The sequence below is a fragment of the Acidobacteriota bacterium genome (assembly GCA_016715115.1).
Lineage (GTDB): Bacteria > Acidobacteriota > Blastocatellia > Pyrinomonadales > Pyrinomonadaceae > JAFDVJ01.
This window is the reverse complement of the sequence record JADKBM010000016.1, coordinates 622,090-644,620: the sequence shown is the minus strand read 5'-3', so window position 1 is coordinate 644,620 and position 22,531 is coordinate 622,090. Positions and strand designations below refer to the sequence as shown.

17 protein-coding genes are annotated in these 22,531 nt (G+C 57.3%); 7 read left to right on the top strand and 10 right to left on the bottom strand.

All coding sequences use genetic code 11. The annotated features are described in order from the left end of the window. Positions 1 to 12 precede the first annotated feature (12 nt). The 4 genes from IPN69_20720 to IPN69_20705 all read left to right on the top strand — a co-directional run bounded on the left by IPN69_20720 (position 13) and on the right by IPN69_20705 (position 5,569). A complete protein-coding gene (locus IPN69_20720) occupies positions 13 to 2,685 on the top strand; it encodes an AAA family ATPase (GenBank protein MBK8813135.1) in 2,673 nt (890 codons plus the stop codon). 16 nt (positions 2,686 to 2,701) lie between these two features. After that, positions 2,702 to 2,998 (top strand): hypothetical protein, encoded by a 297-nt coding sequence (locus tag IPN69_20715; protein MBK8813134.1) that lies wholly within the window; start codon positions 2,702 to 2,704, stop codon positions 2,996 to 2,998. A gap of 8 nt (positions 2,999 to 3,006) precedes the next feature. Then, positions 3,007 to 3,465 (top strand): ribonuclease HI, encoded by a 459-nt coding sequence (locus IPN69_20710; GenBank protein MBK8813133.1) that lies wholly within the window; start codon positions 3,007 to 3,009, stop codon positions 3,463 to 3,465. A 70-nt stretch (positions 3,466 to 3,535) separates the two neighbouring features. After that, positions 3,536 to 5,569: a hypothetical protein gene (locus tag IPN69_20705; GenBank protein MBK8813132.1), complete on the top strand. Its 2,034-nt coding sequence runs from the start codon at positions 3,536 to 3,538 to the stop codon at positions 5,567 to 5,569. Between the two features lie 128 nt (positions 5,570 to 5,697). On the opposite strand, the gene IPN69_20700 is transcribed toward IPN69_20705, so the two are convergent. The 4 genes from IPN69_20700 to IPN69_20685 all read right to left on the bottom strand — a co-directional run bounded on the left by IPN69_20700 (position 5,698) and on the right by IPN69_20685 (position 10,990). Further along, positions 5,698 to 6,582 (bottom strand): 50S ribosomal protein L11 methyltransferase, encoded by an 885-nt coding sequence (locus tag IPN69_20700; protein ID MBK8813131.1) that lies wholly within the window; start codon positions 6,580 to 6,582, stop codon positions 5,698 to 5,700. A 349-nt stretch (positions 6,583 to 6,931) separates the two neighbouring features. After that, positions 6,932 to 7,864, bottom strand: a complete 933-nt coding sequence (gene era, locus IPN69_20695; protein MBK8813130.1) for a GTPase Era — start codon at positions 7,862 to 7,864, stop codon at positions 6,932 to 6,934. Continuing rightward, positions 7,861 to 8,463 (bottom strand): hypothetical protein, encoded by a 603-nt coding sequence (locus IPN69_20690; GenBank protein MBK8813129.1) that lies wholly within the window; start codon positions 8,461 to 8,463, stop codon positions 7,861 to 7,863. The genes era and IPN69_20690 overlap by 4 nt, the downstream gene beginning before the upstream one ends. A 4-nt stretch (positions 8,464 to 8,467) precedes the next feature. Next, a complete protein-coding gene (locus tag IPN69_20685; GenBank protein MBK8813128.1) occupies positions 8,468 to 10,990 on the bottom strand; it encodes a tetratricopeptide repeat protein in 2,523 nt (840 codons plus the stop codon). A gap of 122 nt (positions 10,991 to 11,112) precedes the next feature. Here IPN69_20685 and IPN69_20680 point away from each other — a divergent pair, with 122 nt between their 5' ends. Together IPN69_20680 and IPN69_20675 are read left to right on the top strand one after the other, a co-directional pair. Next, the gene (locus tag IPN69_20680; protein MBK8813127.1) at positions 11,113 to 11,622 is read left to right on the top strand and encodes a hypothetical protein; all 510 of its coding nucleotides are present in this window, start codon (positions 11,113 to 11,115) and stop codon (positions 11,620 to 11,622) included. 149 nt (positions 11,623 to 11,771) lie between these two features. Continuing rightward, positions 11,772 to 12,497 (top strand): hypothetical protein, encoded by a 726-nt coding sequence (locus IPN69_20675; protein ID MBK8813126.1) that lies wholly within the window; start codon positions 11,772 to 11,774, stop codon positions 12,495 to 12,497. Between the two features lie 7 nt (positions 12,498 to 12,504). Here IPN69_20675 and IPN69_20670 read toward each other — a convergent pair whose 3' ends face one another. From IPN69_20670 to IPN69_20645, 6 genes are all read right to left on the bottom strand, one after another. Continuing rightward, a complete protein-coding gene (locus tag IPN69_20670) occupies positions 12,505 to 14,280 on the bottom strand; it encodes a hypothetical protein (protein ID MBK8813125.1) in 1,776 nt (591 codons plus the stop codon). Between the two features lie 64 nt (positions 14,281 to 14,344). Further along, on the bottom strand, positions 14,345 to 14,788 hold the full coding sequence (locus IPN69_20665; protein ID MBK8813124.1) for a hypothetical protein: 444 nt from the start codon (positions 14,786 to 14,788) through the stop codon (positions 14,345 to 14,347). Next, complete coding sequence (locus IPN69_20660; protein ID MBK8813123.1) at positions 14,778 to 16,670, bottom strand: amino acid transporter; 1,893 nt, start codon at positions 16,668 to 16,670, stop codon at positions 14,778 to 14,780. Before IPN69_20660 ends, IPN69_20665 begins: the two co-directional genes overlap by 11 nt. Before the next feature lie 136 nt (positions 16,671 to 16,806). After that, complete coding sequence (locus tag IPN69_20655; GenBank protein MBK8813122.1) at positions 16,807 to 17,403, bottom strand: hypothetical protein; 597 nt, start codon at positions 17,401 to 17,403, stop codon at positions 16,807 to 16,809. 44 nt (positions 17,404 to 17,447) lie between these two features. Continuing rightward, a complete protein-coding gene (locus tag IPN69_20650) occupies positions 17,448 to 18,143 on the bottom strand; it encodes a response regulator transcription factor (GenBank protein MBK8813121.1) in 696 nt (231 codons plus the stop codon). Beyond that, positions 18,140 to 19,294, bottom strand: coding sequence for a DUF4118 domain-containing protein (locus IPN69_20645; GenBank protein ID MBK8813120.1), 1,155 nt, complete (start codon positions 19,292 to 19,294; stop codon positions 18,140 to 18,142). Before IPN69_20645 ends, IPN69_20650 begins: the two co-directional genes overlap by 4 nt. A 421-nt stretch (positions 19,295 to 19,715) precedes the next feature. On the opposite strand from IPN69_20645, the gene IPN69_20640 reads away from it, so the two are divergent. Further along, positions 19,716 to 22,331 carry an Rne/Rng family ribonuclease gene (locus IPN69_20640; GenBank protein MBK8813119.1) on the top strand — a complete coding sequence of 872 codons (2,616 nt, stop codon included), beginning with the start codon at positions 19,716 to 19,718 and terminating at the stop codon, positions 22,329 to 22,331. The last annotated feature ends 200 nt before the right edge of the window (positions 22,332 to 22,531 follow it).

Genomic DNA, 22,531 nt, shown 5'->3' with positions numbered 1-22,531 from the left:
AACCGAACTGCCGTGCATATCACCAAGATCGAACTCGAAGACATCAAATCTCACACGAAATTCTCGCAGGAATTTCAGCGCGGGACAACGGCGATCGTCGGCGAGAACGGTGCGGGAAAGACGACTTTGATCGAGGCGATAGCGTGGACGCTGTTCGATTTGACGAGCTACAAGAAAGATCTTTTTGTCCGTCGCGGCGCGAAAAAAGGCGTCGCGCGCGTGACGTTTGAAAGCAGTTTCGACGAACGCCGCTATCAGGTCTATCGCGATACGGGAACGGGATATCACGTTTATGACCCGGAACTCAAGATCCGCATCGCCGACAAGAAGGAAGAGGTCGCGCGGTTCCTGTGGCAGCATCTCGGCGTCGAGCCCGGAACCGATCTCGAAGTGCTTTTTCGGACCGCGATCGGCGTTCCGCAGGGGACTTTTACGGCCGTTTTTCTCGATACCGAGACCAACCGCAAAAAAGCATTCGATAAGTTGTTGAAGGTTGACGATTATCGTTTCGGCGCCGACAAACTGCGAGAAACTTCGCGCTTCGTCGAATTGCGGATCGCCGATGTCCGCGAGAATATCGCCCGCGCCGAGGGCGCACTTTCGAGATTCGAGATCGTCGAAGCCGAACTCAATCAGTTTCAGACGCAGGCCGAAGCGTTCGCGAACACCGTCTCGGAAGTGGAAAAAGAGGTCGAGACACGGGCCGCAACCGTCCGGGAATTCGACGCCAACGAGGCGCGGCTTATTGCGCTTAAAACCGAGTCGGATCGCCTCGAAAACGCCGGATCGCGGGCCGAGTTCATTCTCGGTCAGCGTGAGATCGAACTGGCCGTCGCGAAATCGGCGGCCGAGCGCGTGAGGGCGGTCGAGGCCGATCATCTCGCGCACCAGAAAGCGCTCGGGATGTTGCGCGAACTCGACCGGGAGCGCGTCGAGCGCGACAAACTCCGGCAGGGAATCGCCACGATCGAGACGGCGAAAGCGAACGTGATCGCAAGTCAGAATCGTATCAAGGAGGATCTGGCGCGGATCGCGAAAGCGCGCGAGACGATCGTCGAACTCAAGCCGCAGGCTGAAGAAGAGGTCAAGTTTGACGCCGAGCGCGATCGATTGCGATCCGAGATCGCGCGCCGCGAACCCAACGAGGCTGCGGTCAAGCGTTTGCAGCAAAAGGTTGCCGAACTTCGCGAGCGATACAGGGTGCAAAACGTTGCCGTTGCAGAGCTTAGAGAAAAATCGGCGGCGGCGGCCGAAGTCCCGGCGCTTGAGAGCGAGAGCAATGAACTGACAAGGAAACTCGCCGGATTTCGCGCCCGGCTCGACGCCGACAAGCGATTTCAGAACGAGATCAAAAACGGCCTCTGCCCGATTCTTTCGGAAAAATGCCTGAATCTGAAACCCGGCCAGTCGCTCGAAGACTTTGTGACGAGCAAGTTCGAAGAGATCGAAGCGTCGATCAGCGCCGGCGACACTGAACTGCGATCGGTCGCCACGAGACTCGCCGCCGCGCGCGAGGCGCAAAGAAGCGCCGCGAAACTCGAAGCGCAGGAATCGCGGTTGAACGATCTCCGCGAAGAGGGGGTCGCCGTCGCCGCCGAAATGAAATCGCTTGAAGCGGATCTCGGCGATCTCGGCGATCTCAGGGCGAATCTTGCCGCCGCGGAAGAGCGGATCAAGGCGCTCGGCAACCCGAAAGCGCGGTTGATCGCCGCCGAATCAGAGGTTGCGCGCGAGGCGGACTATCGGCACAGTCTGACCGAGATCGACAAGAACCTTGAACGGCTCGAAAGCGATCTGCGGATCGAGAACGAAATGGTCGAATCGTACAAGGACCTCGATTCGAACTGGGCCGAATCGATCGCCGAGCGCGACCGGACCGAAGCCGCGCACCGCGAGTTTCTGGCAAACGAATCGGCGGCCAAGTCGGTGGCGGAGCGCGAAAAGATGGTCGCCGACGCCCGCGCCGAGGTCGAGACGACGGCCGCTGCGTTATTGAAGAGCGCGGCCGATCTTGAACTTGCGGGCAAGGAATACGAGCGCGAGCGCCACCAGTCGGAACGGACGGCATTGTTTGAAGCGGAAAAACGCCTCGCCGAAAACCGCGCCAACTTCGCGAACGCGCACGGCCGTGCGACGCAGCTTGAAACCGAGATCGAAAAGCTGCGCCTCGTCCGCCGCGAGATGCAGACGGAATTCCTTGAACGGGAACGGCTCGAGAAGATCTACGAAGCGTCGGAGTTCATCCGCGCGACGCTCAAGAAAAGCGCGCCGCTCGTCGCCAGGAATTATGTCTATCACGTCTCGCTCGAGGCCGCGCAGATGTTTCGCGAGATCACCGGAAACGCCGAGCGCAATCTGAAATGGACCGAAGATTATGCGATCGTGCTTGAAGAGAACGGTTACGATCGCCCGTTCGCGGTGCTTTCGGGCGGGGAACAGATGGCCGCCGCATTGGCCGTTCGCCTCGCGCTTTTGAAACAGTTGTCCGACATCCGGCTCGCGTTTTTCGATGAGCCGACGACCAATATGGACGCGATCCGGCGCGAGCGTCTCGCCGAACAGATCAGTCTTATCAGCCAGCGCAAAACGTTCGATCAGCTTTTCGTGATTTCGCACGACGACACGTTCGAGAGTTTCGCGGACAATGTTGTGATCCTCGGGGAAGAAGAAGTCGGGGCCGTCTGAAGGCGGAACTCAAAACATGAAACGTTACTTTTCAATTAAAGCATTCGCCTTTGGCGTTGCGACGGCGGTCGTTTCGTATACGGTCTTTATGCTCATCACGCTGACCGTCGGGTCCGAGACGAAACTTCGCAACCGTATGAATCGGCTCGGGTTCCCGTACGCCTTTTATGAATGGGGCGGCGATCCATACGTCGAGCGATTCGTCCTCTCGGGTGCGATCAAAGACGCCGCACTTTTCATCGTTTATAGTATTATTGTCGGAATGCTCTTCAGTTTCCTGTGGAAGGTTCAAACGACGCAGTACGGAGAGTAGCGGCAATTATGAAGAAAGTTACGATCGTTTGCGACGGCTCGTCGTTGGGGAACGGGCGCGGAACGACGCGAGCCGCGGCGGTCGCCGCGTTGGGCTACAAGGGTTTCTGGCGCGCGTTCGGCGAGTATCTCGGCAACGCGACGAATCAGCAGGCCGAGATCGCGGCGGCGACGGTCGGTCTTTCGACCCTCACCGAACCTTGCAAGGTCCGGCTCTTGTCGGATTCGCGTTATGTCGTTGAAACGATGGGCGGGACGTGGCGGCGCAAGACCAATCACGAATGGTGGGAGAAACTCGACCGCGCGGCGTCGAGACACGACATCAAATGGGAATGGGTCAAAGGACATTCCGGTCACGAAGTTCAGGAGATCGTCGATACGCTGGCACGCAAAACCGCCGAACTCGGCCGCGTCGATGAAGCGATGTTCGACGAGTTGGTAGCCGAGATCGGCGTCAAAGAGATCTGAAGAGGGTTCTTTTACCGTTCGGCCGCCGGGACACGGCAAAGCCCGGTTCTTTTTTTGGAGTAAATCAGATTTGAAGTCTAGTGTTTTTAGTCAGAAAATCGCCGGGACACTGAGAAATCCGATTGATGGATTCTCTCTGCGCCTTTTCGTTCCGGCGGTTCTGATCTGTCTCGCCTTGCTGGGCCTCGCGCTCGCCGCGCCTGCGCAAACGCGAAAGGCCAGCGGCTGGTCGTGGCAGAATCCGCGTCCCCAGGGAAACTCACTTATTTCCATTCATTTCGCACCTGACAAGGAACTCGGCTTCGCGGTCGGTTCCGACGGCACGATCCTCAGAACCGAAAACGGCGGATTCGATTGGTCACGCGTCGCGGCGCCGATCGACACGACGCTTTCCGGTGTTTTCGTGCGCGACGCCAAACGCGCGGTGGCGGTCGGCGTGCGCGGGACGATCCTCGTAACGGAAAATGCCGGAAAAGACTGGCGGCAGATCGTCACGGATGTCCGCGACCATTTGAGCGGAGTCGCGTTTGCCGGCGACGGATTTCGGACAGGCTGGGTCGTCGGGACTTACGGTCGGATACTAAAAACCGACGACGGAGGTGCGACCTGGAAGCCCCAGATCGCCGGAACATCAGAGCATTTCGCCGGAATCTCGGTGCGTAGCCCGGAATCAGCCGTCGTCACGGGCCAGAACGGCATCGCCGCCGTTACCAAAGACGGCGGCGCCTCGTGGAAGTTGTCGATGCCGTGCGGCGGGACGACGATCAACGCCGCGAGCTATGTTTCCGACAAGCGGATCGTGGCCGTCGGCGCATCGGGTTGTGTCGCCGTGAGCCGTGATCGCGGCGACACTTGGGAACGCGTCAACGTTTACAGCCAATCAGAGTTTCTCTCGCTCAATTTCGCGGATGAGAAGAACGGTTCGATGTCCGATTCGAAAGGACTCGTCTGGCTTACCGGCGACGGGGGCACGACCTGGTTGCCGTTCAACGTCCGGACGAACCCGAAACTCGTTTCGATCTTCTTCGCCGACCGCTTCACGGGTTGGGCCGCCGGCGACAACGGACTGATCCTGCGCACCGACGACGGCGGATTCTCCTGGCAGCGACTGACCGGCGGCGGCCGTGAGGACATCAACGATCTACTGTTTTTCGACAACGAACTCGGCGTTGCCGTCGGTTCGCGCGGCCGGATCCTGATCACCAACGATTCCGGCCGCGACTGGTTGCCGGTTTATTCCGGCGTTCCGGCGAATCTCAATGCGGTCAGTTTCGTGACCGACGAACGCGGTTGGATCGTCGGCGACAAGGGCACGGTACTGCGCACGATCAGCGGCGGTTCGAGTTGGGGGCCGGGCGTTTCCGGGACGACGGAGGATCTCTTCGGCGTCAGTTTCGTCAACGAAGTTCTGGGGATCGCCGTTGGTGGAAACGGGACGATAATCCGAACCGACAAAGCGGGCGCGTACTGGGTGCCGGTTGAATCGGGATCCCAAAACTGGCTCGAAGACGTGAAGTTTCTCGACGAGAAGCGCGCGGTCGCGGTCGGCGACAAGGGAACCGTGATCGTCAGCGACGACGGCGGATTCACCTGGCGCCGGATTAAGACGAATTTGAGGGAGAATCTTTACGCAGTGTCGTTCTACGATACGAAGATCGGATTCGCGGTCGGCACAAACGGGACCATAATTCGGACCGAAGACGGCGGCGAAACGTGGATCGACCAGGAATCGCCAACGAAACGCAATCTTTTCGCGGTGTTCGCATACGGCAAGAACGCGGCGATCGCGGTCGGCGAGATCGGAACAGTCCTGCGCAGCGAAGACGCCGGGCGAACCTGGGAAACTCAGACGAACGTCACGAGCAACGTCCTGCAGGCCGTCGTCTACCTCGGCGGCACGGACCTCTGGGTCGCCGGCCGCGGCGGCGCGATCCTGAAACGCACGCAGGCAATGGAAACGATCAAAACCGTCGGCGCCCCGAAACTCCCGCCGGCGCTAAGAATGAGCTCAGGCCGAAAATCAAAGCCGCGCCAGCCGTCGATCACCATCACCGACGACGGCGACATCCCGTCAGCGGTAAAACCGATTCTGAAAGATCAATAGCAAATGCAGAAACGCGCACGAAGTGAGCGTGCAGAATCGCGCTCGGAGTAAGCGTACCTTCAAATCGTGCATACGCGCAACGCGAGCGGGTCGCCTCGGGAGTCCGGTACCCTCAAGGCCACGCACGCTTACTTCGTGCGCGTTTCTGCATTGATCACGCTGATCCATTCGCCCATCGGCTCGATCTTTGGATCGGCGCAGCCGAGATTTAGAAGTGCTTCGCGAATCGCGGGTTCCTGCTCGACGAGGATTCCCGAGAGGATCAAGAGGCGCCGCGCTTTGGATACGAGAATAGGGAGCATTGGGACGATCACGTCGAGCGTGACGTTGGCGCATACTACGTCGAATTCGGGTGTCTCGTCCGTGATCGAACCGACGTACGATTCGATTTCCGGCGTGTTGTTCAACCCGGCGTTTTCGATCGCGATCTTGATCGAATCCTCGTCCGTGTCACAGGCGAGAATTCGAACCGGCGATTCGTTGAGTTTCGAAACGGCGATCGCGAGGATTCCGGTGCCGGTGCCAACGTCCAAAAACGATTCGCCGGGGCGGTAATTCTCCTCGATGGCTTTCAAACAAAGGCGCGTCGTTTCGTGCGTCCCGGTGCCGAATGCCATCGACGGTTCGATGCGAATGACGATTTTCCCGGATTCCTCAACCGTTTCCCAGGTCGGCGCGATCACGAATCGCGCGGTTTCGGTCGGTTTCCAGTGCTTTTTCCATTCGGCGAGCCAGTCCTGATCCTTGACCTCGCGCCAGCCGTGGATGTGCGCGGAGTCCTTGTCGAGCGCGTAGATCGCGATCGCCCCGGCGAGTTCCGATTCGATCGCCGCGTCGGTCGGCTTTTCGTTGAAATACCCGACGACCTTCAGTATGTCATTGCGGTTCGGTCCCAGATTGTTGATTTCGGTGCCGAGCGCGTCAAGCGAATTGAGCGCGAACTCGACCGCCTCGGCCGCCTCGGGCAGCGCCGCGAAATCGAGAGCAAACCACTGTTTCGGTGTGTTATTCATTGGTTAACGGTTGACCGCATTTCAGATTCCAGGAATTCCAGATTCCAGAAATTCCAAGTATTTCGGATTCTGGATTCCAGAATTCCAAGGGTTCCAGACCGGGAATCCCGAATCGCGTTGCAATCGCGTCGAGTCGGTACCATCTGCGGTAGCGGATGGTTGGTTGCGGCACTCCCGGACCGAAGTATTGATACCAACCTATCTTCAACCATCCGCTACCGCAGATAGTACCGACTCGTCCCGGCCCCGAATACAAAGAACCCGCGGGTCTTTCAAAGCTCCCGAATCTGGAATTTGGAACCTGGAATCCCAAATCCCAAATCGCAAATCGCAAATCGCAAATCCCAAATCACTCCCTGATTCCGATCTCGTCGAGCCGGCGTTCCTGATTGCGCCAGTCTTCGACGACTTTGACGAAGAGCTTCAAGTAGACCTGCTTGCCGAGGAACTTCTCGATATCGACGCGCGCCCGGGTGCCGATATCGCGGATCTTCGCGCCCTGCTTGCCGATTATGATGCTTTTTTGCGACGGGCGTTCGACATAGATCGCGCAGAAGATCTTCGGGATATTCGGGTTTGATTCGTCGAACATTTCGGTCACGACCGCCGTCACGTAAGGGATCTCCTCGCCGGTCGAGGAGAGTATCTTTTCACGAACCATCTCGGCGACGATCGCGCGGACCGGCTGATCCGTCATCTCGTCGGCGTCGAAGATCGCCTCGCCCGCGGGCAGATTCCTGATGATCTCGTCGAGAATGAGCTCCGCCGAGTCGCCTTTGAGCGCCGATATCGGGACGATCGCGGCGAATTCGTGTTCCGCCGAGTATTTTTCGATCAGCGGCAAGAGCTCGGCCTTGTCCTTGATCTTGTCGATCTTGTTGAGCACCAGAATCGCCTTTTTGCCCGATTCCTTGACGAGATCGAGCACGAATTTGTCGCCGTTTCCGGTCGAGACGCTCGCATCGCGCATCAGCACCAGCAGATCGACCGAGAGAATCGCGTCGTGAACGGCCGACATCATTCGCCGATTGAGCAAATATCCCGGCTTATGGACGCCCGGTGTGTCAACGAACACGACCTGGCCGGCGTCTCGTGTGACGATTCCTTGAATCCGGTATCGGGTCGTTTGCGGTTTGTTCGAAACGGCGGCGATCTTTTCGCCGACGAGCCGGTTGAGAATGGTCGACTTTCCGGCGTTGGGGCGGCCGATCAGGGCAACGTAACCGCTGCGGAAATCAGTTATGGAAGCCGGTTCAGCCTCGGGATTTTCGTTCGTTATCATCTGACTTTTACTTGAATTTCCTTTTTTCCGCAGGCGGCCTGCAGAGTGACGGTGAAAGCGCCGGTTTTCTCGCTGATGGATTTGATTACGAAAAACGCACGTTTGGAACTAAATCCGATGGCGCGGTCCGACGCCACCTCGACATCGGCGGCGCTGCTTGAGACCGCCGTGATCAGCGCCGGATCGTTGGTGTCATCGTCAAAACCTGCAAGGACGCCGAGGCTGCCGCCGCCGGCGACTATCGAGATCACGTCTTGACTGACGATGATCGTACACGGCGTGATCGCGGGATCGGATGAGACAAGGCGCGGCCTTGTCTCGCCGGACAAATCCTTCGGGTCGGTTTCCGAAACTCGATTGACGGCTACGTTCTCAGGTGACGGCTCGGTTCTTTCAGGAGTCGGATCGATCTTCGGTTCAACCGCGGGTGTCGAATCCGTTTTCGGCTCGACTCTCGGCGTCGATTCGGTCTTCGGTTCGGCGGTTGGGGTCGGCTCGACTGTCGGGGTCGATTCCGTTTTCGGTTGATCGGTCTTGCCGACCGTGATGATGATCGGGTCGAAAAGAGGTTTCGGGGTCGGCGTCGGTGTCGGCGGCAACGGTTCAGCTTCGACCGGTTTCTCGACGGTCCTGACCGGAACGTCGGAGCGTGTGTCCGTCTCGACCTTCGGTGTCGGAGTTGCTGTCGGTTCGACGGTCGGCGTGACTTCCGGTGTCGGCGTTGCTGTCGGTTCGACGGTCGGCGCGACTTCCGGCGTCGGCGTCGCTGTCGGTTCGACGGTCGGAGCGGGTTCCGGCGTCTGTGGTCGAGGTCGGCGTGACTTCCGGCGTCGGCGTCGCTGTCGGTTCGACGGTCGGCGCGGGTTCCGGCGTCGGCGTTGCTGTCGGTTCGACGGTCGGCGCGACTTCCGGCGTCGGCGTCGCTGTCGGTTCGACGGTCGGAGCGGGTTCCGGCGTCGGCGTTGCTGTCGGTTCGACGGTCGGCGGGACTTCCGGCGTCGGCGTCGCTGTCGGTTCGACGGTCGGCGCGGCTTCCGGCGTCGGCGTCGGAACCGAAACCGGAACGCTTTCCGGCGTCGGAGTTGCAGTCGGGCCGAGAAGCAGATCCTGCGGCAGCTTCACTTCAGGTGTCGGCGTTGTCTCGACCTTCGCTACCGTTTCGGCAAACGGATCAGGTCCGATGCGCGCGTCGAGGCCGTCGATCGTGCCGTTGACCTTGGTCCAAAGCTCCGCCAACGCGGCGCGCTGTTCTTTGCTGGGCTGATCAGTGTCATATGCCTTGATGTAAGACTCGAGGGCCAAAGCGTCCTTGCCGTCTGCGAGATAAGCCTCGCCGAGGCGCCGCAGGCTCGACCTCCACCAAGTGCTTTTTTCCGGCAAGACCGTCAGCGCGCGTTTCAGCCGAACGATCGCCTGCCCGGCATCTTCTTGAACCAAATACGCAGCGCCGGCCGTCTCTTCGATGCGCCCGCGGAGGATCGAGGAGAGTTTCGGCCGCGGCAGTTCATTGACCGAAACCAGTTGCGAGCGCGCGATGAAATACTGCCGGCTGTCGTAAAGTTCGTCCGCCAAAACGGCCGCCGAAGGGTTCGGAACATCGAGTGCGGCATCGACCGTCCCGATCGCGGACTGCATCAGTTCAAGAACTTTCGGCAGCGCCGTCTTTTTATTCAATAGCCGGGTTGCCGCATAAAGTTGGCGATGAAGCCGGAAATTGTCGGAACCGCTGACGAATTCATCGACCGATCTCACCAGTTCAGAATCGGTTGCGTCCGGTCTTTCAAGTGTTTGGTAAAAGCCGAGCAGCGATTTGAGTTTTCCGGCCGTTTCGGTGTTATCGGCGGCCTCTTTTGTAAAGATAACCGAACGCCGTTCCAGCGACAGCAAGTCGGTGAACGATCTCGCGTCCGCCAGTATCCGGTTGCCGAGATAGGTTTCAATAAGTCCGTCTTTGTTGACGGCGAAGTTGCGTTTCAACGTTTCCGCGGCCTCGCGAAAGAAACCGGCCGCGATTCGGGCCGACGCCAGTTCGTAATCGAGCGTCGGGAGGTCGCCGTATTGACGTGCAACGAGCAGCACGCGTTCGGCGTCGAGAGGCTTCTTCTCGATCATCAGTCCGCGCGCCTCGGCAATGTATGCCCAGACGCTGGTCGGATCGGCCGCGAGCGCCATTTTCGAGTAGATCGATGTTTTTTCAGCGTCTCCCGCGGACGCGTACCAGTACGCGACGCCGGTTAGCAGAACCGGATTGTTCGGCGTTTTTTCGAGCGCCGCCGCGAGTTCGGTTTCGGCCTCGGCGCGTTTGCCGCTCTCAAAAAGGGCGAGAACAATTCCGGACCGAGCCGCCGAGTTCTCAGCGTCGAACGCAAGCATTTCGCGGTAGATCGCGACCGCTTCATCGGCTTTCCCAAGCGCCCGTTTCATTTCGGCAAGATTTTGCCGCGTCAGAGGCGAAACGCTGTTCAGTTCGAGCGCCTTCGCGTACGAGGCGGCAGCGTCTTCGAGCCGGAAGTTCATCTTGTAGGCAACGGCGAGCGTTTGGTGACCGACGGCCGATTGCGGGTCGAGCGCCACCGATTTCTCGGCGAGCCTGATGGCTTCAGTGCCGTACTGAACCGAGACGTAGAATTTGGCAAGGTCCAGAAGCTGCGACGGATTCGAACCGACCTTCTCCTCGATGAGTTTGACGATATCGAATGCCGGCGCCCGCTGCTCGCGGGAATAGAGGCTGAGCGGAAAACCGAGGATGACCTTCGCAAAGAGTTCGTCCGGAACCGGCGTCGGAGCGTCGTTCACGGCGAGCGTGAACAGCGCGGCGGCCGTCGCTGTGTCGCCGGCGACCAACTTCTCTTCGGCGAGAACCGCCCGCGCGCTGACGATCAGTCCGCGCGCTCTGGCAATCTCGGTCGATTGCGGAAAGTTCTCGATGAACAAAGTAAACGCCTTGATGCGTTCGGCGGCGTTCGCAAGGGCTTTCGCTTTTTCGAATTCTTCGGCTTCGGTTCCGGGCGTCCGAACCGCAACCGGAGTCGGTTTCGGGGTTTTCTTCGGAGTCGGTCTCGGTTTCTGGCCAAAAACGGTGAGCGCGAAAGCGGCAATGAGAAATATGATTGCGAACTTTTTCATAACTGCGCGTCGAATCGATCCATTGCGATAGCCGCCGCTCCGCTGCCGTTCAACGTTTGATGTTTCAAGATAATACCACGAAAATTGCAAAACCGCCGTTGCGGACTGTATGCTTCAAAACGATGGACGAACTTGATGACGTTTGGCAAGAACTGCTTTTCGAGGCCGCGCGGAGCAACTCGGCGCGCGGACATTTCGCCGATTTTCTCGCCGTCAAAGCCGCCAATGACAGAATTCGCGAACGCGCCGTCGAGCAACTCTTCGCCGCGTTCGAACGGATCGCCGGCCACGCCAATCGGAGCAATGCCGGGATCGAGATCGAAACCAAAGATCCGCATCGCTTCACTTTCGAAAAGGCTTCGGTTTCCGGGGCTTCGATCAAGTTTCGTCAAGGAGTGAGATGTCTGACCGTCGAAGCGGGTTGGACGCGGACTCCGAATGACGGATTTATGCGCGGCAATGCCCTTGCGGTCGCGCGCATCACCCATTTTGGGATGCCGCGAGCCGACAACTGCCTGAAACTTTTGAAATTCGAAGAAAAGGTCGGTTGGTTCAAGATAGATGCCGACGAAATGAGGGTTTCGGTCGAACTCGAGGATTTGATCGGGCATTTCCGGACATTTCTGGGCTGATTTGAAAGTGCACGGCGTTTTCGCGCCGCCACCCGGTCCGGATCTTGAGGCCACACGTCCCGGCAAAGCCGCGGGATTCGAAAAGTTGCACGGCGTTTGATAATATGTGATATTCAAATCAGCATTAATGCAGGGAGATATTTTCATAGGTGAAAGCAGAACTCGAGAAACTGGTCGAACTACAACTTACCGATTCCAACATCCGCCGGTTGAAGAAAACAATCGAATCCGCAGACGAAAGGCGTGCCGCGATCGAACAGGAGTTCGAACAGCACGCCTCTTCTATTCGGGAGATTCAATATCGCCACGACCAGACGAAGGCCGAACGCGCCGAGATTGAAAAAGAGATCGTTGAGAACAAAACTTATCTTGAACGCGCCGAACGCAATCTGAAGCATTCGCAGAATCAGAAGGAATACGAAACGGCGATGCGCGAAACGGATGCGCTGGCAAAACAGATCGCGGCCTTTGAAACTCAGTTGATCGAGAAAATGGCGGCGATCGAAGAGATCGAGAAAGTTCTGGCTGAACGCGCCGACGAGATAGATTCCCTCGAATCGAAACGCGTACAGGCGCTCGCGGAATTTGACGCGGACGTTGCCAAGGCGAAAAAGGAACTGGCCGGCGTTGAGGGCAAACGCGGCGGTGTTTTCAAGACTCTGCCGAAGAACCTGGCGACCGTTTATGACCGCCTTGTTCAACGCAGCCGCGACGGAATCGCGGTCGCCGAGGTGGTTAACGGTTCGTGCAGCGCTTGCTTTATGTCGCTCCGTCCGCAGGTCCAAATGGAAGTTCGCCGCGGCGACCAGATCATCGAGTGCGAGAGTTGCACCCGAATCCTCTACATCGTTTCGAAAGACTCACAGGCGGCCTAAGGCCAAACTACTTGCTCCATTCATCGGCGATGTGCGCGTCGACCTTAATCGGGACGCGCGAGACGTAAGTTGCCCCGGCTTCGAGCATCACCGCTTCGAGCATTGTTTTCGCTGATTCGGCGTCGGACGCGTCGCATTCGACCAGAATCTCATCGTGAACGATGTTGACGAGCATCGCGCTCGTGCCACGCATCTTTTCGTGGAGCAAATGAAGCGCGCGTTTGAGGATGTCAGCCGACGTTCCCTGGATCGGAAAATTCTTGCCGTTGCGCTGTGCACCTGCTACCGCCTGCCGATCGTTCTCATCAAATCTAAACCGGTACATCCGGCCCGATCCGGTTCTTGAAATGCGTTCGTGAACCGCCTTGCGCGCGGCTTCCCGCAGCCAACCGTCCAGTCCCCGATACGTCGAAAAGTATCGTCGCAACGTGTCTTCGGCCTCCGTTTGCGTCAATCCCGTCATTGACGCGAAACGCGAAGCGCCGATCCCGTACACGACCCCGAAATTCAGGCGTTTTGCGAACGAACGCTGATCGGGCGTCACTTCCTCCGCCGGAACGTTGAAAACCTGCGATGCGGTTATTTTGTGGAAATCCGCGCCGGACTCGAACGCGCTGATGAAGTTCTCGTCGCCCGAGAAATCGGCGAGGATTCGCAACTCGATCTGTGAATAATCCGCAATGATGAGTTTTCTGCCGTCCGGCGCGCGAAAACAACGGCGGTATTCTTCTTCGTGCGGAATTTGCTGGACGTTGGGTTTCGAACTGGAGAATCGTCCCGACGGCGCTCCGATCTGTCGGAAATCCGAATGGATCCGCGCGGTTCCCGGATTGATGAACTCCAGAATATTCTCACCAAAGCTCGATACGGCCTTCGCCGCCCCGCGGTATTCGAGAAGCTTCGCGACCACCGGATACTTGTGCGCAAGCGGTTCGAGTTGCCATTGCCGCGTTGAATCTGGAACCGGAACACCGAGGTTTTTGAGCGCGTCCAAAACCTGCGCCTGCGAATCGAGATTGATCTCGGCAACGCCGAAGAGCGAGGCCTGCGCGACGCCGGCCGACAACATCTGCTGAAGTTCCGCCGCGATGACCGCCAGTTGTTTCTTTACTCTCTCGAGCTGCTCCCGCCAGCGTCCCTGATCGATGTAGAATCCGTTCAGCTCCATCGCCGCGATCGGCATCACGCAATCGAACTCGAGTTTCGCCGCGTTGATGAGTTCGTCCTGTTTAAGCCGTTCGACGATCCGTTCGCGGAGCGCGATCATCACCGCCGCGTCCTTGGCTGCATACTGGATCTGCGACGGGCTCAGTTCGGCGGCGCTCCAGTCCGAGACTTGCTCGGACTTGTCGACCTCGATTCCGAGAAAAAACGCAGCAACCTCGGCGAGGTTGTGGCGCCGGTCCTGGTCGCCGGCGGCGATCAGCTGGCTCGCGAGCATCGTGTCAAAAATGCCGTTGAGATCGGTTCCGAGGTGATGTTTGATCCATTTGGCGTCGAACTTCGCGTTGTGCGCGATCTTGATCGGCCGCGGTGCAAAAAGCAGGTCCCGGAGCGGCTTGAGTTCCGCGAGTGAGCGCAAGTTCCCCAGTTTCGAAAACGGTTTGATATCGATAACGAAAGTGTTCTTGCCGCTGCTGAGCTGAACGAGGCGCAGATCTCCGTCGAACGGATCAAGCTCGGTGGTTTCCGTATCGAATCCGAGAAAGTCCTCGCCGGCAAGTTCGGCACAGGCGTTGGCGACGCCTTCGGCATCGGTGATGAGCTGAAAATAGATTTCCATTCGACTTAGATTCTAAGTCGGAACGCCGGAGGAATTCCAATAAGAGATTCAAGATTCCGGAGATTCAAGATTCCGGAGATTCAAGATTCAAGAGATTCCAGATTCCAAGAATTCCAGAGATTCCAGATTCCAAGAATTCCAGGGATTCCAAGAATTCCAGATTCCAGAGATTCCAGGGATTCCAGAGATTCCAGAGATTCCAGGGATTCCAGAGATTCCAAGAATTCCAAGATTCCAAAGATTCCAAAGATTCCAAGATTCCAAAGATTCCAAGATTCCGAAGATTCCAGAGATTCCAGGAATCCCTGGAATTTCTGGAATCTCTGGAATCTCTGGAATTCCTGGAATATCTGGAATATCTGGAATCTCTGGAATCTGGAATTCTTGGAATCCCTGGAATTCTTGGAACTGGAATCTCTGGAATCTGGAATCTATGGAATTTCTGGAATCTATGGAATTTCTGGAATCTCTGGAATCTCCTCAATCCAAAATCAACCTCAACCTCCAACGTGGACGCTCGGGCGGAGTTCGGGATCCGACTCGGCTTGGCGGAGGATCTCGCGGGTGACCGGAGCGGTGTCGCCCTCACCGAAGAGCACAAAGCGTATCAGGTACATAATCGGATTGCCCTCGCTCCAGCCGAAATAAACGTGCGGGATCTTTCCGGTCTCGTCGCGAAGATGCATCAGCAGCGCCGCGATCGCGTTCGGGACGGCCGGGGCCTGGGTTCTCAGCACCTTGTAACCGTCGATGTCGAAGCCGCGAATCTTCAGTTTGCCCTTGAATTCGGACGCATCGCCGGTCTCGATCTCGTAAAAGACAACCGGATCGGTCGACGGAATATGGTTGTCGATGCGTTTTTCGTGTTCCTTGAATCGATATTCCGCGACGTCTCCCTTCTCACGCCGGTTGGTGACAATCCGTATCTCCTCATCCTTCAGCTCGTTGAGGAACTCCGTGGCTTTTTCATCAAATTCGATATGGTCGACACGTATCTCTGTCGAACGCAACGCGCGCGAAATGAACGAAGACGCGATGATCGCGAAGATGAAGAACGATGCGATCTTGATGCCGTCCGGGCGTTCGATGATATTCGTGATCGTCGTGTAAACAAAAACGGTGGAGATTGTCGCAAAGGCCCATTTCCAGCCGCTCTTGCGGTTCCAGGCGGAGATCGTCACGGCGACGGCCGCTGACGACATCAGGACCAAAACGCCGGTTGCGTAGGCGCCGCCCTGGGCGTCGACGTCCGCTTGAAAAAGGATCGTCACGCCGAAGCAAAGTACCGTGAAGACGACCGTCAACGGGCGTGTCGCGCGGGCCCATTCGGGTGCCATTCCGTATCGCGGTAGATAGCGCGGAACGATATTGAGCAGACCGGCCATTGCCGAAGCGCCGGCGAACCAAAGGATCAGGATCGTCGAAATGTCGTAGATCGTGCCGAAAACGTTGCCGATCGTCGGCGAGAATATCTCGCCGAACTTATCGTGGGCGATGTATGCGAGCGCGCGGCCGTTCGCTTTGCCCTTTTCGAGTCCGCAGGCGCACGCGGGAAGGTTTTCGAGTTCGTGGATGCGACTCGTATCGTCGCACGACACCTGCGGGCAAAACTCCCGTGCCGGAATCAAAACGCTCGTCACGAAACTGCTCGCAATCAGCATAAAACTCATAATCAGAGCTGCGGTCGCGAGCAGTTTGCGGGTGTTTCCGATCCGGTTCTCACGCTTGACCAACGGCATCACGGCGACGCCCGTTTCAAATCCCGAGAGACCGAGTGCGAGTTTTGGAAAGACAAGCAGAGCGAAACCGATGAGAAGAAAGACGTTTCCTCCGGCGCCGCGATAGCTGAACAAGGCCTCTTTCCAATTTCCGAGAAGTTCCGGATGTGTGAGAAGTTCGTACCAGCCGACTCCGACGACGATAAGATTGAGAAACAGATAGACCGCGACGAGTATGACGGCGATTCCGATAGCTTCGTGGAATCCCCGTAGGAAGACCGCGCCCAGAACCGCGATTAGGACGAGAGTCAGCCACACCGGGTGTTCGAGAATGTGGAGTTGGCCTTGAACAAATGGATTTTCAAGGATATGAGCCGTCGCGTCGGCCGCGGACAGCGTGATCGTGATAACGAAGTCCGTCGCGACGAATCCGAGAAGAACCAAAACGAAGAGTTTTCCCTTCCAACGCGACAAGAGTTGTTCGAGCATCGCGATCGAGCCCTCGCCGTGCGGACTTTCCTTGGCGACTCGGCTGTAAATGGGAAGCGCGCCGAAGAGGGTAAGCAGAACCAGGATCATCGTCGCGATCGGCGACAACGCGCCCGCCGCGATGAAGGCGATTCCGGGTTGGTAACCGAGCGTTGAGAAGTAGTCGACGCCCGTCAAGCACATCACTTTCCACCACGAATGCTGTTGGTGGTGGCCCTCTTTTTCGTGCGGGCCCTCGATTTCTTCGACGCCGTCAAACAGCCAGCGTTTGAAACGGTTCCTTGAGGTTCGTTTAAGGGATTGCATTTGTTTCCGGGTTCTACAGAGCCGCCTTATCGAGCAAGTGCGAGCCGATCAGAAGCAACGGTATCGACGCGACGAGGAGTCCGCTGCCGACTCCGTTCAACGCGTGATCGTCGGTGACCAGCGAATGTATTAGAAAGAGAATGAGGCCAATCAGCGGACATAAGAATCCGAGACTCATAAAGACGGTCGCCAATGTTCGATAGACCAAAACGCGCTTCTCTGCGTTGGAGCCGGTTGTTTCGGCGTCAGTGTTTATTTTGTCGATTGCTTCAGCCATTAAGACAATCGTACGAAACAAACCGTAAAGGGCGGCTAAAGAAGTTATAAAAAGTTCGTAAAGAAAGCGAACGGGCGAGGTATTCCGGATTCCAAGATTCCGGATTCCAAGATTCCGGATTCCAGATTCCAAGATTCCGGATTCCGGGATTCCAGATTCCAGATTCCAAATTGATTCCAGATTCCAGATTCCAGGATTCCAGGATTCCAGGATTCCAGAATTCCAGAATTCCGGGATCCCGGGATTCCAGGATTCCAGAATTCGAAGATTTCGAAGATCCCAGATCTGGAATTTGGAATTTGGAATTTGGAATTCGGAATCTTCGAATCTCAATCTTAATCTTGGAATCCAAAATCCAAAATCCAAAATCGAATGTCTTATTTGCCGTTGGGCATAAACCGATAGCCGACCCACGGTTCGGTGATGATGTATTGCGGTTTTGCTGGATTCGGCTCGATCTTTTTCCGCAGGTTGCCGAGAAAGACACGCAGATACTCCGGCTGTTCAGCTGAATTCGCTCCCCAGACGGCGACCAGAATCGCGCGGTGCGTTAGTATTTTGCCGTCGTTGCGAACGAGGAAACTCAAAAGTTCGAACTCCTTTGGCGTGAGATGAATCTCTTCGCCCCGGACGAAGGCGCGGTAACCGGTGAGGTCGACCGCGAAGTCGCCAACCTCGATCGTGCTCTGCTCGTCACTCTCGTCCGGCGCGCGGCGGAGCGCGGCCCGGACCCGCGCGAGAAGCTCTTCGGTCCCGAAGGGTTTGGTAATGTAGTCGTCCGCGCCGGCGTCAAGCGCTTCGACCTTGATCCGCTCCTCGCCGCGGACCGAAAGGACGATGACCGGAACCTTCGAACTTCGACGGATCTCACGGCAGAGACGGAGGCCGTCCATTACCGGCATCGACAGATCGGTGATCACAAGATCCGGTCGGAAGTCGGCAAAAAGGTCGAGCGCCGACTCGCCGTCAGAAGCGACGCGGACATCGTAGCGGTGCGCCTGCAGAATTCTCTTCAACACGCGCGTGATCTGAAATTCGTCATCGACGACGAGGATCTTTCGGGCTTCGCTCATATTCTTGCATCGACCGGAACTTCAAAGACGAACCTCGTCGTAAACTCGTTCGCACCGTCCTCTACCCGTATCGTTCCGCCCTGCGATTCGACGATCCCGCGGGCGATCGCAAGTCCGAGTCCGAGGCCGCTCCCGGTCGTATGGACATCGTGTGTTTCGATCCGGAAGAACTTGCCGAAGATCTTTTCGCGCAATTCCGGGGCGACCCCGCGGCCCTGGTCTTCGACCGAAAACTCTACCGCGCCGTTGGACATGCGCGCCGCGGCGCGTATCTTTGAACCCTTCGGCGAGTAATTCATCGCGTTGTCGAGCAATGTGTAAGCGACCTCCGTCATCGAGTGCGCGTCGACGTTGACGGGCGGGAGATCGGCCTCGAGTTCGATGCGAAAATCGTATTCTTCGAGACGTCCGCGAGCCCGATTCGCCGCGTGGCCGAGGATCTCTTCGGCCGAACTCGGCGTTTTCCGGAGGTGCATCGCATTTGCCTCGATCTTGGCGATTCCGACGATGCCTTCAATGAATTCGTTAAGTCGGTCGGTCTCTTCATCGATGATCTCAAGGAATTCCTTGCGGCCTTCGTTGTCCAGAATTCGGCTGCGGCGGTCGTCGAGCAATGTCGTGATCGAAGCTTTGATCGACGTCAAAGGCGTTCGCAGGTCGTGCGTCACGGCATCGAGAAGCGAGCTTTTAAGCTGCTCGCTTTGCCGCAGAGCCTCGGCGTGGCTCGCTTTTTCGAACGCCGTCCGGAGTTCGCCATAAAGTCGCTCGATCTCGACCTTTCCGCGCTCGGCCTCGTCCGCCCTGCGACGCGCATAGGCCGAGAGCTCGCCGGCAATCATCGCGGTCAGCGTGAACGTCGCCCAAGCGACGAGATTGCTCGTATCCGCGACATGCCAAGTCAGAAACGGTGGAAGAAAGAAATAGTTGTAAGACAGCATTGCCGCGAATGATGCCAACAGCGCCGGATTGCGCCCAAAAAAGGTCGCGGTAAAAAGGACGACCAAGAGAAAGACGAGAGCGACGGTGGTCGGGCCGATCTGCGCGTTGACCGGGCGGAGCGACAGTGTCAGTCCGAGGATCAGCAGCAACGGGACCACAAAACGCGTCCGGGATCTGGTTCCAAAAACACTCATTTCAGGCAGCCTGTTCATTTTAGTTTTTGTCGCGTCCATAAACAAATCGGACGATTCTCCGAAGTTTCGATTTACCAATCCGCGAAATTTGTTTATACTAACGTCAGTTTGCCGGACGTCTTGCGGTCAACGATCGCTAAATCGAAGCAAACAAAAGGATTGAATACAGTTTGTTGGTTTTACAGAATTCGGCGGGTTGAGCATCTTCGAAATATTTTGCTCCCGGCCTGAAAGCGAAAACGAAATCGTTATCGGCTTTCACGTAAAAGTTTCCTTCGTGAAAAACTCAAATTTCTTTGTTTTGGACGATCTTCGATCATCCGAAAAACAATCGAAAACTAATCGAATCCCGGGATGCTGATCTTAGCGTCACGGGTCGACGACTGTCCGCTTTCCTTCCGTTCGAACTTCCGGCATCAATCCCAAATTGTGAGGAATTATGGCCAAAGAAATGATCATCAGCGTCAATGGACGCGAAAAAAAGATCGCGATTCTCGATAACGGTAAAGTCACTGAATTTTACATCGAGCGCGGCGAAGAGAATTCCGGCGTTGTCGGAAACATCTACAAAGGACGCGTACAGCGCGTTTTGCCCGGAATGCAGTCGGCATTCGTCGAGATCGGTCTCGAGCGCGACGCATTCCTTTACGTTTCGGACTTTTTCGACGAAGAAGAAGAGATCGAACGGATCATAATGGAAAAGGGCAAGAAGGGTTCGCCCGAAGATGCGCGTCGCGAAGCGAATGACCGCATCGAGCGCGCACGCATCGAGCGCGAGAAGGAGATGGAATCGGTTCAGGAGATCGTCGAGCCGATGGCTGAGACCGGCGACATCGAAATTTTGGATGACGAGCCGATTTTTGACCGCATCGTTGACAGCAGGGAAGTTGAAACCGTTGCGGCCGACCAGGACGATGACGAGCAGGCCGACGGGCGACCGAAGCAACGACGCAATCGGCGCGACCGCAAACGTGAAAAACGGATGCAGGAAGCAACCGAAGCCGGTCAAAGTTTGCCTGAACTGATGCAGGACGCAGGCGATTCCAATTTTGAGCGCATTGTCGATGACGAATTCACCGGCGAAATGTTCAAGGACGCGTATCGTCAGGAATCGATCGTCGATACGGTTCGCGCGATCGAGTTCGAAATGGAAGGCGCTTCCGAAGTGGAAGTAGGCTCGTTGCTCGCGTCGGTCAGGAAAGAAGAGAGCGGATTCGAGCGCATTGCCGATGACGACGAAATTGAAACGGCCGCCGAGGCAAAACCGGCTAAGGGGCGTCGCGGAAAGCCGGCCGCCAAAGCGAAGAAGGAAAACGCGCCCGCCGAAGTCGAAGCGGTTGAAGCCGAACCGGTGGCCGAGGCCGAACCGGCGAAGAAAGCGTCGCGCGGACGACGCGGCGGCGCCTCCAAGGGCAAGTCGGCCGAAGCCGAAGCGCCGGTCGCCGAAACGGTCGCTGAGGCCGCGGACGAAAAGCCTGCAAAGGGCAAGAAACCGGCGGCCGGACGAGGCAAGAAAGGAAAACTCGCGGATGCCGAAGCAAGCGTCAAGGAATCCGCCGAGCGTGAGGAAATGACGGTTCGTCGCGGTGGACGCGGGGGACGCGGACGGCGCGGCGGTCAGGGACGCAACGGCGGCGTCGGCGGTACCGGACAACCGCAGGAACGCTATGAGGGATCCGAAATGAACGAGGTCGTAACGGCTGAGACCGAGATCGCGGCGGCGGACTTCGTGCCGACGGAGAAGCCGGCGCGCCGGGATAGCCGGGAAGGGCGCGACAATCGGGAAGGTCGCGACAGCCGCGGCGGACGCGACGGTCGCGGACGCGACCGGCAACAGCCGACGATCACCGATCTGCTTCGCGAGGGCCAGGAAATTCTGGTTCAGATCGCGAAAGAACCTATTGCCCGAAAGGGAGCGCGCATCACTTCGCACATCGCGCTTCCGGGAAGATTTTTGGTTTATATGCCGACGATCGAGCACTTGGGCGTTTCGCGCAAGATCGAATCGGCGAGCGAGCGCGCTCGGCTTCGAACGCTGATTCAGACGATCCGCAAAGAAGAGCAGGTTCCGTCGGGAGGTTTCATCGTTCGCACGGCTGGCGTCGGGATCACCGATGATGATCTAAAACAGGACGCGCGTTACTTGGTGCGCACCTGGCTCGACATCAAGAAACAAGCAGAAAAGGCGAAATCGCCCGCGCTTGTTCATCAGGATCTCGATATCATTCAACGCCTTCTCCGCGATCAATTGTCTGACGACTTTGCCGCGATCCGCGTCGATTCGGAAGAGGAATATCTCCGGATCGTCGAATTCATCAACCGCATTCAGCCGCGTCTTGTGAGCCGCGTCAAACTCTATACTCGCGAGGACCCGATCCTCGAAGCGTTCGGAGTCCAGGAAGAGATCGACAAGGCGCTGAAACCGCGCGTATGGCTGCGTTCGGGCGGCTATCTTGTTATCAACCAGACCGAAGCGCTGGTCGCGATCGACGTCAACACCGGCAAATTCGTCGGCAAGGGCAACGCGCGGCTCGAGGACACGATCACGAAGACGAATATGGAGGCGGTCGAGGAGATCGCGCGCCAGATTCGTCTGCGCGACCTCGGCGGAATCATCGTGCTCGATCTGATCGATATGGAAGACCGGCGTAATCGTCACAAGGTGATGGGAGCGCTTCAGGACCATCTGCAGAGCGACAAGTCGCCGACGAAGGTGCTGTCGTTCAACGATTTCGGCCTGATCATTATGACCCGCAAACGCGTCAAACAGTCGCTCGAACGGACGATGTGCGCACCGTGCGAATACTGTCAGGGCGCGGGCTGGGTAAAATCACCGACGACGATTTGCTATGAACTGCTGGAGGAAGCACGCCGTTTGTCGAGAACGAACGACGATGTCAAGCAAACGACACTCCGCGTCAATCCGGAAGTCGCCCAAGCGCTCCGCGGATCGGAGAAGGAAGTTCTCGAAGAGATCGAAGCCTACCTTGGACCGGTCGACGTCACAAGCGACAAAACGGTCCACCAGGAACAATTCGATTTCGCGTTTGTTTAGTTCGCAAGAGTAACGCGTTCAAGCGCGACCCGTAAGAGTAACGCGTTCACGCGTGACCCGTAAGAGTAACGCGTGAACGCGTGACTCCGTTGGAGTCTGGTAGCAAGCCGGTCCTTTTGGGCCGGCTTTTTCTTCGGGGTCAATTGACGTGCACTCGGAAGAGAACGCGACATCGATTCTGACTTTTCGGGTTTTGGTTC